The 12,690-nt window shown below is 42.2% G+C and carries 10 protein-coding genes; 6 read left to right on the top strand and 4 right to left on the bottom strand.

What is annotated here, in order from left to right:
- Positions 1 to 31: 31 nt before the first annotated feature.
- Positions 32 to 1,780 (bottom strand): glycoside hydrolase family 13 protein, encoded by a 1,749-nt coding sequence (locus ACH6CZ_RS05390; protein WP_374096379.1) that lies wholly within the window; start codon positions 1,778 to 1,780, stop codon positions 32 to 34.
- Between the two features lie 265 nt (positions 1,781 to 2,045).
- Between ACH6CZ_RS05390 and ACH6CZ_RS05385 the strand changes: the two genes are divergently transcribed.
- The 5 genes from ACH6CZ_RS05385 to ACH6CZ_RS05365 all read left to right on the top strand — a co-directional run bounded on the left by ACH6CZ_RS05385 (position 2,046) and on the right by ACH6CZ_RS05365 (position 8,277).
- Entirely contained in the window at positions 2,046 to 3,323 is a 1,278-nt protein-coding gene (locus tag ACH6CZ_RS05385) for a sugar ABC transporter substrate-binding protein (protein WP_374096378.1), read from the top strand.
- A gap of 93 nt (positions 3,324 to 3,416) precedes the next feature.
- The gene (locus ACH6CZ_RS05380) at positions 3,417 to 4,727 is read left to right on the top strand and encodes a carbohydrate ABC transporter permease (protein ID WP_374096377.1); all 1,311 of its coding nucleotides are present in this window, start codon (positions 3,417 to 3,419) and stop codon (positions 4,725 to 4,727) included.
- On the top strand, positions 4,727 to 5,569 hold the full coding sequence (locus tag ACH6CZ_RS05375; RefSeq protein WP_374096376.1) for a sugar ABC transporter permease: 843 nt from the start codon (positions 4,727 to 4,729) through the stop codon (positions 5,567 to 5,569). The genes ACH6CZ_RS05380 and ACH6CZ_RS05375 overlap by 1 nt, the downstream gene beginning before the upstream one ends.
- An 80-nt stretch (positions 5,570 to 5,649) precedes the next feature.
- The gene (locus ACH6CZ_RS05370; protein ID WP_374096375.1) at positions 5,650 to 7,194 is read left to right on the top strand and encodes an alpha-amylase family glycosyl hydrolase; all 1,545 of its coding nucleotides are present in this window, start codon (positions 5,650 to 5,652) and stop codon (positions 7,192 to 7,194) included.
- Between the two features lie 51 nt (positions 7,195 to 7,245).
- A complete protein-coding gene (locus tag ACH6CZ_RS05365) occupies positions 7,246 to 8,277 on the top strand; it encodes a LacI family DNA-binding transcriptional regulator (RefSeq protein ID WP_374096374.1) in 1,032 nt (343 codons plus the stop codon).
- A gap of 14 nt (positions 8,278 to 8,291) precedes the next feature.
- Here ACH6CZ_RS05365 and ACH6CZ_RS05360 read toward each other — a convergent pair whose 3' ends face one another.
- Positions 8,292 to 9,644 carry a CoA-disulfide reductase gene (locus tag ACH6CZ_RS05360; RefSeq protein WP_374096373.1) on the bottom strand — a complete coding sequence of 451 codons (1,353 nt, stop codon included), beginning with the start codon at positions 9,642 to 9,644 and terminating at the stop codon, positions 8,292 to 8,294.
- A gap of 13 nt (positions 9,645 to 9,657) precedes the next feature.
- The gene (locus ACH6CZ_RS05355; RefSeq protein ID WP_374096372.1) at positions 9,658 to 10,521 is read right to left on the bottom strand and encodes a DegV family protein; all 864 of its coding nucleotides are present in this window, start codon (positions 10,519 to 10,521) and stop codon (positions 9,658 to 9,660) included.
- A gap of 204 nt (positions 10,522 to 10,725) precedes the next feature.
- Here ACH6CZ_RS05355 and ACH6CZ_RS05350 point away from each other — a divergent pair, with 204 nt between their 5' ends.
- Positions 10,726 to 11,568: a YitT family protein gene (locus ACH6CZ_RS05350; protein WP_374096520.1), complete on the top strand. Its 843-nt coding sequence runs from the start codon at positions 10,726 to 10,728 to the stop codon at positions 11,566 to 11,568.
- Between the two features lie 218 nt (positions 11,569 to 11,786).
- On the opposite strand, the gene ACH6CZ_RS05345 is transcribed toward ACH6CZ_RS05350, so the two are convergent.
- Entirely contained in the window at positions 11,787 to 12,599 is an 813-nt protein-coding gene (locus tag ACH6CZ_RS05345; protein WP_374096371.1) for a Cof-type HAD-IIB family hydrolase, read from the bottom strand.
- Between the last annotated feature and the right edge of the window lie 91 nt (positions 12,600 to 12,690).

Below are 12,690 nucleotides of genomic sequence, written 5' to 3'. Positions count from 1 at the left end.
AAGACTGGGGCAGAAGAGCCCCAGTCTTTGATTAATAAATTTTAACCATTTTAATTTCCTGTGGTTTTAATGTGAATTTTCCCTTTTTCCATTTATGCGCTTCTCCGGTCATTAAGTCAATGGTTTTTCGTTTATTTAATGAATAAGGTACTTTACATGTATCTTTTTTATCTGAAAGGTTAATAAGAATGAAGATAGCAGACTCGTCATTCTCTCTTTTAATCACCAGTGTATGTTCACTGACATTGTAAAATGAAAGATCTCCATCATTTGAAAGCAGCGGCTCATTTTTACGGATGGCAATCAATTTTTTAGTGAAACTGAGTAGCTCGCTGTTCTGACTGCTTTCATCCCAGTCCATGCATTTTCTGCAGCCGGGATCCATTCCTCCGGATAATCCAATTTCGTCCCCATAATAGATACACGGAGTGCCGTAATAACTTAATAAAAGAGTCAAGATCTGTTTGACACGCTGCTCGTCGCCCCCGCATTCAGTGAGAACTCTTGGTGTATCGTGACTGCCAACAAGGTTAAAAGCAGCCTTGTTCACAGGTGAAGGGTACATATATTGCACCTTCGTCATATTCTCTGTAAATGTTTTCACTGAAATAGAACGCTTTGCAATTAATTGAAGAGCGTTAGATGTAAAAGGGTAATTCATAACAGCGTCAAACTGATCACCCTGCAGCCATGGCATTGAATCGTGCCATACCTCGCCTAAAATGTACAGGTCAGGATTGATTTTCTTAACCTCTGCTCTGAATTCCCGCCAGAACGCCTGATCTACTTCATTGGCAACATCAAGTCGCCATCCATCGATTTCAAACTCTCTCGCCCAATAGCGCGCTGCTTCAAGAAGGTAATTTTTCACTTCAGGGTGTTCTGTATTTAACTTTGGCATCATGTATGTAAATGCGAAGGTATCATAATTTGGTTCAGGCGTTGTCTGAACCGGGAAATCCCATATGTGAAACCAGTCCTTATATCTTGAATTTTCTCCTTTTTCAAGGACATCCTGAAATGGAGGGAAGAAGAAGCCGCTGTGATTAAATACAGCGTCAAGCATGATTTTAATGCCGCGTTTTTTGCATTCAGCGATCAATTCCTTCAGCTTATCTTTATCCCCGAAATACTGGTCGATTTCAAAATAATCGATCGTATCATACTTATGATTGGATGATGCTTCAAATAACGGTGTGAAATAAATGCCGTTTATACCAAGGTTCTCAAGGTAATCCAAGTGATCAATCACACCCTGGAGGTCACCGCCAAAAAAAGAATCCCTTTTCGGGTCCTCGCTGCCCCATGGAATGGTCGCAGGGGGGTTCAAAGAAGGATCACCGTTTGCAAAGCGCTCAGGAAAGATCTGATACCATACAGTGTTATGTACCCATTCAGGTGACGCGAATAGATCTGCTTTGTTCATATAAGGCATGCAGAAATACTCTCCAATGTCTTCAGGTGGCGCTTCGTGAAAGTTTTTTTCTCCATAAAAGACACTTTTCTTCTTATTAGATAGAACAAATCCATAACGTAAGCGGTGGAAGGGAGGCGTTATGTTAATTTCCCAGTAATCATGAAGTTCATCGGATCCTGCAAATACCATATCCATTTCATCAAAGTTCCATTTGTCATTCGTCCAGTCATATGGATCACCATGCACAAGCTTTACCTGTTGAATGTCATTCTTTGCGGTTTTTAACCTGATCTGCATTTCATCCATGCTGATTGAATAGGCCATCGAGCGGTCTGCGCGATGGTGAACAGCAGCTTTGTTCATACGTTAAGCGCCTCCTGTAAGTTGAATTGATTACAACATTATGCCAAAGGTATTACCTTGTCAATTAAACGTGCACAGAAAATTTTTATCACATTTTGCAAAAACTTTGAAAAAAGTATTGTAATCTTAGAAATTGTGATTATAATAAAAATAGGTTGTGCAATCGTTTTCATAAAATAAATGAAAGCGTTTAATTATATTTTTTTATTCATTTGTGCAAACGGTTGTACAGACAAATGATAAACACCTTTAGGAGGGGTCAATGTTGAAAAAGTATCTATCGTTTTTTGCAATGGTACTACTATTAATTGGTGTCCTTGCAGCTTGTGCACCGGATCGTGAAGAGTCTGGCGGTTCTACTGATGAAAGCGGGGGCGGAGATTCAGAAGAAGCAACTGGAGATCAGCCAGAATCACTTAGTGTATGGGTGAATGATAATGAAGATCAAAAAGCAGTGCTTGATACACTTTTTGCAAAGTACACAGAAGAAACTGGAATCGAAATTGATGTAACACCAATGAACATGTTAGATCAAATCGAAGCTTTAAACCTTGATGGTCCTGCAGGTAACGGACCTGACCTGTTCTTCCAGCCGCATGACCGTATTGGTAATATCGTCCTTCAGGGACTTGCATCTCCAATTGACCTTGGCGAAGCAGAAGGTACTTACTCAGAAACAGCGATTGATGCTGTAACTTATGATGGTGAAATTTACGGAGCTCCACTTGTAGTTGAAACATATGGTACGTTTTATAATAAGGACCTTGTTGAAGAAGCACCTGCAACAATGGATGAGTTAATGGCAATTGCTGAAGAGCAGACAGATGCTGCTTCAGATCAGTACGGTTTCCTGATGGAAGCTGCAAACTTCTATTTCTCATATCCATTCTTCGGTGCAAATGGCGCATACGTGTTCAACAATGAAGGTGGTTCTTATGACGTAGAAGATATCGGTCTTAACAATGAAGGTGCTGTAGCTGGTGGAGAACTGATCCAGTCATGGTACGAAAATGGCTATATCCCGGTTGAAATTAACCCGGACATTATGAATGGTCTTTTCGCTGATGGAAAAGTTGGTGTGGCAATCACAGGTCCATGGCAGATTCCAGCTTATGAAGAAGCACTTGGTGACAGCCTTGGAACAGCAATCCTTCCGACAGTTGATGGCACAAATGCAACATCTTTTGTAGGTGTTAAATCATGGATGGTTTCTGATTACTCAGAGAATAAAGATGCAGCTACTGATCTTGCACTGTTCCTGTCAAACGAAGAAAACTCTATTGCTTACTTTGAAGGTGCCGGCGAGCTTCCGGCTAACCAGGCAGCACTTGAAAGTGAAGCTGTAACATCTAACGAACTGATCGCTCCATTCGCGGAGCAGATTCAGTATGGTACGCCAATGCCATCTGCTCCAGAAATGCAGCAGGTTTGGGAGCCAATTAACAATGCACTTCTATTCATCGCACAAGGTGACGATGTACAGGAAGTACTTGACGAAGCAGTTCAGCAGATCAAAGACAATATTGCGGCTGCACAGCAATAATATTCATGACGATGGTGGATAGAAGGATTCCCTCCTTCTATCCACTCACTTTATAGAGAAGATTTATGGAACGCTCACTAGGGAGGCGATGACATGTCAACTGATAACCCAACAGCTAAAACGAATCACAACCCCAAACTAGCTGTCATTCTTTCAATCCTTCTTGCAGGTTTAGGTCAGTTGTACAACCGCAGATATGTAAAGGGTACTTTGTTTATTATTCTTGAAGTTTCCTTCATCCTGACGCTTGGACAGTTTATCAATTACGGTATCTGGGGCATTATGACACTGGGTACGCTTGCAGGTACAGATCATTCAGTATTTTTATTAATTTACGGACTTGTTGCACTTGTATTGATTGCATTTGCGATTACGCTTTACATAGCTAACGTGAAAGATGCAAAAAGAGATGCGATCCGTCTTAGAGACGGCGAAAAAGTGCCGACATTTAAGCAGGCACTGCGTAATGTATGGGATACAGGATTCCCTTACTTCTTTGTTACACCAGGCTTAGTCATGCTTGTATTTATCGTCGTATTACCACTATTATTTACAATCGCTTTAGCATTTACAGATTACACGCAGTATAACCAGCCGCCGAGAAATCTGCTGAGCTGGATCGGATTTGAAAACTTCGGCCGCCTTTTCTTTGGAACAGGGGCAAGGGACAGTAATATCTGGCAGGATACATTTATTAGTGTTTTTACATGGACAGTTGTCTGGACGGTTGTTGCTACAACACTTCAGATTGCACTGGGACTTTTTCTTGCACTACTTGTCAATGATCCGCGCATTAAATTTAAGCGTTTAATCCGGACAATCTTAATTCTTCCATGGGCAGTACCTGCTTTCGTTACGATCCTTGTTTTTGCAGCAATGTTTAATGATCGTTTCGGAGCGATAAATACGGATATTCTCGCAATGTTTGACCTGGCCATTCCCTGGCTTCAGGATCCATTCTGGACACGCATTGCATTAATTATGATACAGACATGGCTTGGATTCCCATTCGTTTTTGCTTTATTCACGGGTATTCTGCAGAGTATCTCTAAAGACTGGTATGAAGCAGCAGACGTTGATGGTGCCAGCCGTATGCAGAAATTCAGAAGCATTACACTTCCGCATGTACTTTATGCAACAGCACCACTTTTGATCATGCAGTACGCCGGAAACTTTAATAACTTTAATATCATCTACCTGTTTAATGAAGGTGGACCGGCTGTCCGCGGACAAAATGCGGGCGGTACGGATATTCTGATTTCATGGGTATTTGACCTGACGTTTGAATTGAACCAGTACAGTATGGCAGCTGCCATTACATTAATCCTTGGATTAATTGTTACCGGATTTGCCTTCTTCCAGTTCAGAAGAACAAGATCGTTCAAAGAGGAGGGGAATATTTAATGAGTAAAAAAATGAAGTCTAATGCAGAAGTTGCGCTAATTTATCTATTCCTTGCATTTATGGCTGTTGTCATCGGCTACCCTCTTCTCTGGACTGTAGGGATGTCGCTTAATCCGGGAACAAGTCTTTATTCAGCTCAGCTGATTCCTGATAACTGGTCGCTTGTCCATTACAAATGGCTGTTTACAGATCCATCAAGTGATTATCTGCTGTGGTATAAAAACAGTGTCATTGTCGCAATTGCAAATGCATTCTTCTCAGTTGTACTGACATCATTTGTTGCCTATGCATTTTCACGCTATAAGTTCACAGGACGTAAGTATGGTTTATATGCATTCCTGCTGCTTCAGATGTTCCCGGTTATCATGGGAATGGTCGCGATTTACGTGATGCTGAACATGGTTGGACTGCTTGATTCACTAGTTGGACTTACTTTAATCTATATTGGCGGTCAAATACCGTTCAATGCTTGGCTCGTAAAAGGATATTTTGATACAATACCTAAGGAGCTTGATGAAGCTGCAAGAATTGATGGTGCCGGGCATTTAGGTGTATTCTTCAAAATTATGCTGCCGCTCGCTAAGCCGATTCTCGGTGTAGTAGCCTTATTTAATTTCATGGCACCTTTTGTTGACTTCCTTCTGCCGCGTATTATTCTCAGAAATCCTGAAAACTTTACGCTTGCACTTGGACTATTCAACTTTATCAGTAATCAGTTCGATAACAACTTCACACGATTTGCGGCAGGATCTATTCTGATTGCTGTGCCGATCGCACTTGTTTACCTCTTATCCCAGCGTTACCTGATCTCAGGGCTGACTGCCGGCGGAACAAAAGGTTAATCACTGATACTGATTGATTCTTACAGACACATAGCTTACGTAACTTCGGAAAATTTTCCGTTAAAGGAGGAGGGGCAGAGGTGAGAAGAGTCAGCGCTCTTTTACTCATCACTATCCTCCTTTTTAATAGCGCTTTTTTGAATTCGACAGGCGCTGTTGAAAAGGAAGAGAGAATGTGGCAGGACGAATCAATTTATTTTCTGATGGTGGACCGTTTTCTAAATGGAGATACCTCAAATGATTTTACCGTTAATACGCAGGACCCACGTGCTTATCACGGCGGAGACTTCCAGGGTGTGATCAATGAACTGGATCATATTAAAGACATGGGTTTTACAGCAATCTGGCTGACGCCGATCTTTTCTAATGAAGAAAAAGGTTATCATGGCTACTGGATTGACGATTTCTATGAGACTGAAGAGCATTTCGGTACAATTGAAGAATTTAAAACGCTGGTTGATGAAGCACATGACAGAGACATAAAAGTGATTCTGGATTTTGTTGTGAATCATACAGCACCGACTCATCCGTGGGTATCAGATCCTGAAAGAGAAGACTGGTACCATGAAGAACAGCCGATCAGGGATAACAATGATCCTGAACAGCTTGAAAATGGCTGGATTTATGGACTTCCTGATCTGAATACTGAAAATCCGGAAGTCCGGGAATACTTATTTGACGCCGCTAAATGGTGGATTGAAGAAACAAATATTGACGGTTATCGTCTTGATACAGTGAAACACGTGCCATCTGAATTCTGGACTGAATTTTCTCAAGAGGTGAAGTCTGTAAAAGATGACTTCTATCTGATTGGAGAAGTGTATGATACAGATGTCAGAAAGATTGCCGAGTACGCAGATACGGGTATTGACGGCTTTGTGGATTTCCCGCTTGCTGAACAGATGAGAAACGCTTTTAAGACAGTGGATCAGTCAACATCAAGACTGTTCAACTACTGGGATTATAATCAGCAGTTCTTTGATAACCCGTATTTGATGGGGAACTTTATTGATAATCATGACATGACGAGGTTTACAAGACTTGCTGCAGAGAACAATATGTTTCCTGGGACAAGGTGGGAACTTGCAACTGTATTTATGTTCACAGTGCCTGGCATCCCGATTATGTATTATGGCTCTGAAATCGCATTAGATGGTGGAGAAGATCCTGATAACCGCAGACTGATGGACTTCAATGTTGATGAAGAGCTGAAGGACTATATTGCTGATGTAGGTGAGCTGAGACAGCAGCTTCCTTCATTAACAAGAGGTACGCTGAATGTTCTTTATAATGAGCAGGGAATGCTTGTGTATGAGCGGGAATATGAAGATGAAACAAGTGTCATTGCCATTAATAACACGAGTGAAACCCGGACAGTTGACTTACCGGTAGCTGACTTCAGAGATGACAGTGAACTTCGCGGTTTGCTTGGCGGGGACCTGGTCAGAGCAGAAAATGATCAGTTCAGAATTGTACTCGATCGTGAAGTAGCAGAGATTTATGTTGTTGCTGATGAAACAGGAATTAATTACGGCTTCTTAGCAATGATTGCAGCAGTCTGGGTATTTTTTATCGGGTTATTCATATTTATGAAGAAAAAAGGGAATAGGAAATCAAAGGCTTAAGTCTTTGATTTTTCAGCAAAATTGAAAGCGTAATCACAGGAGGTGACGATGATGTCTGTCACGATAAAAGATGTAGCAAAAGCTGCGAATGTAGCGCCGTCCACTGTTTCCAGGGTAATTGCTAATAACCCGAGAATCAGTGAACGGACCAAGGTGAAGGTAAGGGAAGCGATGGATCTTCTTGGCTATCATCCAAATTTTATAGCCAGAAGTCTTGCTAATCAGGCAACGCAGGTGATCGGACTAGTCACTCCGGGTTCATCAGACGTATTCTTTCAAAACCCATTCTTCCCGACAGTATTAAGAGGGCTGAATGAAGGTGCGCATGAACATCAGTACGCACTGCAGCTTGTCACGGGTAAAAGTGAGGATGATATCTACAATGGTGTTGTCCAGATGGTGCAGGGTGGCCGCGTTGATGGAGTCGTTCTGCTTTATTCAAAAGTGGAAGATAGAATTGTTGAATACCTGCAGGAACGGAATTTCCCATTCGTAATGATTGGGAAGCCATATAAGATGGCTGATCGTATCACCTATGTTGATAATGATAATGTAACTGCCGGCTTTGACGCGACAGAATTTTTGCTTGGTATGGGACACGAACGGATTGCATTTGTCGGCGGGGATAAACAGCTTGTCGTAACAATGGAAAGACTTCAAGGATATAAGGATGCCCTTCAAAAGGCAGGTATACCTTATCGTGAATCCTATACGGTGCATGAAAGCTTTCTGCTTGAGGGTGGAAAAGATGCGATCTGCGCACTGATGGAGCTGCCGCCGGATGACCGGCCTACAGCACTTCTCGTTACAGATGACCTGATGTCCCTGGGGGTTTTGAATACGCTGAGTGAGCTTGATATGTCAGTGCCTGAGGATATTTCAATTATCAGCTTTAATAACGTGCTTTTTTCTGAAATGTCGAGACCGCCTCTGACCTCAGTGGATATTAATATATTCCAGCTCGGTTATGAAGCGGCTAAGCAGCTTATTATGTGTGTGGAAAAGAAAGTTGAACCATCTCACAGAATTACTGTTCCGCATAAGATTGTTAAAAGGTTTTCAACAGAATACGTAAAAAAATAAGAGCAGCAATGCTCTTATTTTTTTATATTCATTTTCTTAACCGCCTTGTATCCAATCATATTGACTGGATCCTTGGGTGCGCTGTATGGTGGAGCATAGGCAATTTCAAGTGTTTGAAGATCAAGGACACTTAACCGTCCGTTGATGGCAGTACTGATCACGTCAATACGCTTATCAGCGCCTTGACCGACTGCCTGAGCTCCGTATATTGTTCCGCTGTCAGGGCAGAAGTGAACCATAAGAGATAATGAGGAAGCTCCAGGATAATAGCCTGCATGCTGCCTTGATGTCAGTTCTGCTGTTTCATACGGAATCTTCATTTTCCTGAGAGAAGAGCCGCTATGGCCTGTAACAGCGGCTGACTGTTCGAATACTTTACAGATCGCCGTACCGAGAATCCCTTTAAAAGGAACCGGATCACCTGTGATATGTCTTGCAGCCACATATGCTTCTCTGTGCGCCACCCAGGCGAGAGGTACCTGCTTAGGTTTTCCGGTGATAAAATCGAATGATTCAATCACGTCCCCGATCGCATAAATATCAGGATCATCTGTCTGCATGTATTCATTTACACGTACCCCCCCTGTTTTTCCGATCGACAGCCCCGCTGCTTCTGCAAGATGCTTATTCGGCTTAATCCCCACTGCCAGTAATAAAAAATCTGCTTTGATTTCAGCGCCATCTGACAGCAGGAGGGAGCGGTCTACGTTAATCTGTTCGACAGTTGCTGAAAGATGAAGGTCAACGTCATTTTCGATCAATTCTTTTTCAAGAATCTGAGAGAAATTAGGCTCAAGCAGGTTGAGTACGTGCGCTGAACGCTGAACGAGATGGACCTTCATTCCTCTTGCTTTCATATTTTCAGCCATTTCAAGCCCGATGAATCCACCGCCTACAAGGCAGACAGACTGATAATTCTTTTTTGAGATATGCTCATCAAGCTTCAGCATATCCTTAAAAGATCTCAGACTGTAACAGTTTCCTCGATCCAGATGTTTAATATCCGGAACGATTGGCACTGCACCGGGAGAGTAGACGAGCTTGTCATAGCGCTCATCATACGTTACGTCTTTAATATGGTCTTTAATTGTGACTGTTTTATCTGCACGGTTAATCCTGACTACTTCATGACGGATTCGAACCTCGATATTTTTATCTTCCTGAAAAGATTCAGGCGTAGCTGCGATCAGGTGCTCACGCTTTTTAACAAATCCGCCGAGGTAATAAGGCATCCCGCAATTTGCAAAAGACATCGTTCCATCCTTTTCAAACACGATGATTTCAGCCTGGTCATCCAGCATTCTTAGTTGTGAAGCGAAAGTGGCACCGCCTGCAACGCCTCCAACTACGAGTACTTTATTTGTCATCAAATCAATCCAATCAGTTTGAAGATTTTTTGTTCAGGAAGAAGATTGCGAGTGTGCCTGGACCTGCATGTGCGCCTACTGCTGAACCAATCATACCCATAAAGAATGAAGAAGTGCCAAATTCATTTTCAATCATCGTTTTCATCTCTTCAGCAAGCGCCTCATCGTCCCCGTGACTGATACCGATCATCTGCTGATCAAGCTGATCGCCACGTTCTCTCATCACCTCAATAATTCTCTTTAACAGCTTTTTTTTGCCGCGGAGTTTTTCAAGCGGTACAAGCTTTCCATCTTCAACATGCAGCAGCGGTTTGATATTTAACAATCCGCCGATAAATGCAGAAGCTTTTGACACACGGCCGCCTTTTGCAAGGTAATCAAGATCTTCTACAGTAAATAAGTGCTCCATGTACTCATACTGGAACTTTACTTCGTCAATAATCTGTTCAAATGATGCACCTTCTTTAAGCATATGAGCAGCTTTTACTACAACAAGACCATATCCGAGTGAGGCACACTTTGTATCAAGTATTGTCAGATCCAGGTCAGGGTATTCTTCTTTCACCTGGTCTCTGATCATCAATGCAGTCTGGTAGGTGCCTGACAGTTCAGAAGAAAAAGCGATGTATAAACCTTTGTTACCAGACTTGGCAAGGTCAATAAACACTTCTTTCATTTTCTGCGGGCTTGCCTGTGACGTCTTAGGATGCCCCCCGTTTCTGATCGAATCAAATACATCTTTAGACTTAATTGATACAATATCTTCGTATTCTTCATCTCCTATATGTACATGGAGTGGGAGGAGTGTTATATTATGTTCTGTGAAAAATTCGCCTGGCAAATCACTGGCGCTGTCAGCAATCAGTTGAATGTTCATTTAAATAGCTCCTTTATCATTAGTTATGGTTTTATAAAACTTTAGTCATACTTATAAGTTTAGCGATTAAATGAAGAATTTACAATCAGATTAGTGTAGTGGTAGTTAAAATAGGTAAAGTATAAGTAAGTATATAGAAGGGAAGGGTGAATCGTGGCAGAAACAAAAGACGCCTTCAGTTTGTCGCATGTATCAAAAGAAACCATGTGGCTGGAATCTAAAAAAATTGCAGTTGTTATTATTGGTGCAATATTAAATGCTGTAGCGCTGAACTTATTTCTGATCCCGGCAAATGTTTTTGCGAGCGGATTTACAGGAGCAGCGCAGCTTTTATCAAATATTTTTTACGAGTTTACACCGATTAATCTTTCAACCGGAATTCTGCTCTTAATCTTAAATATCCCGGCCATTGCTCTCGGCTGGCTCAGAGTAGGGAAAATGTTCACGATTTACAGTCTGATTTCAGTCGGTTTTACGACCATTGCACTTGAGATCATTCCAGTAGTCGAAGTATCACCTGATATTCTGCTTAATGCAGTATTTGGGGGTGTGATTGCAGGTGTTGGTGTAGGTATGACGCTGAAGTGGGGTGCTTCAACAGGTGGTATGGATATCATTGCAATGATTTTATCCAGACTGAATGATAAGCCGGTTGGCATCTATTTCTTTATCATGAATGCAGGGATTATCCTGATTGCGAGTTCACTTTTCGGTTGGGAAAAAGGTTTATATACGCTTGTGACGCTTTATGCGTCAACCCGTATGATTGATGCACTGCATACGAGACACGAGAAGCTGACTGCAATGATTGTGACGGATAAATCATCTGTACTGAAAAAAGCGATTCATGACAAAATGGTCCGGGGGATAACGATTGTTCCTGCAAGGGGTGCTTTTGCGGATGATCCGAAGGAAATGCTGATTATGGTCATTACGCGATATGAGTTGTTTGAGCTTGAGCGGATTATTCATAAGACGGATCCGCATGCGTTTACAAATATTATTCAGACGACGGGAATCTTCGGGTTCTTCAGAAAAGATGATTAGAAAAACGGCTGCTTCTTTTGGAGGCAGCCGTTTGGCATATGATAACTGTTTCGCGGCGCTTCGGGCGGACGCTTTTTGTGGGGACGGCGGTGAGCCTCCTCGACGCTGCGCGCCTGCGGGGTCTCACCTGTCCGTCTACTCCCACTGGAGTCGCCGCCCTACGCTTCGCTGCACGCTGTTAGCATTCAGGTATATAAATCACTAATCAGTAAGGAAAATCAGATTTTAATATTCAACCGGTCTTCTAAGAATTGTGAAATGCCGTCTTCGTTGTTGGTACCTGTGATGTGTTTGGCGGTTGAGCGGACGCTGTCAATGCCGTTGCCCATTGCGACGCCGAGGCCGGCGTAGTCGAGCATTTCAAGGTCGTTGTCTTCGTCTCCAAAGGCGATGATACGATCTTTTGGGATCCCGTAGTAATCAGCCACTTTTTTAAGGCCGACTGCTTTATTTAAACCGGATTTGACGATTTCGATAACATGCCACGGGGCTCCCCAGCGCCTGTGGTCAATTACTTCTGCATGAACTTCACTCAAATGATTTCTGATACTTTCAACGTGAGATTCATCAGCATGGATCAGCAAACTTGTCGGATTAGCTGGGAGGTAGGTTCTTAAGTCTCCTGCAGTAATGGTTGGGTTACCGAAACTGAAAATATCCAGCAGTCTTTCATCATGATAATGAAGGTACACATCATCAAGAATTTCTGCAACCATATTGTGAAAATCATAATCATGAACAGCTTCAACGATATCTTTTACAACGTTCAGGTTCATTGGTTCATGGTGAAGCCCCCAGCTCTGATTAAGAGGATGGTGGACATAGGCACCATTAAAATTAACGATCGGTGTCTGAAGATTAAGTTCCTTATAATATGCTTCACTCGCTCTGAAAGGTCTGCCGGTTGCAATCATCACTTCATGACCGGCTTCTTTTGCTTTCAAGAGCGTTTTTTTTGTTCTCTCTGAAATCACCTTTTCATCAGTAAGCAGTGTACCGTCAAGGTCTAATGCAATTAAATGTTTGTCCATTGGAATACGCTCCTTCGCTTCTGAGTCCTGATTCAATTGTATCACTCGTTTTGAATAAGGTGAAATAGTATGCCACATTTTGGTTATATGA

The organism is Jeotgalibacillus sp. JSM ZJ347 (assembly GCF_044383825.1).
Classification (GTDB): Bacteria; Bacillota; Bacilli; order Bacillales; family Jeotgalibacillaceae; genus Jeotgalibacillus.
Note: the sequence above shows the minus strand (reverse complement) of the source record. Positions and strands in the feature narration are given on the sequence as shown.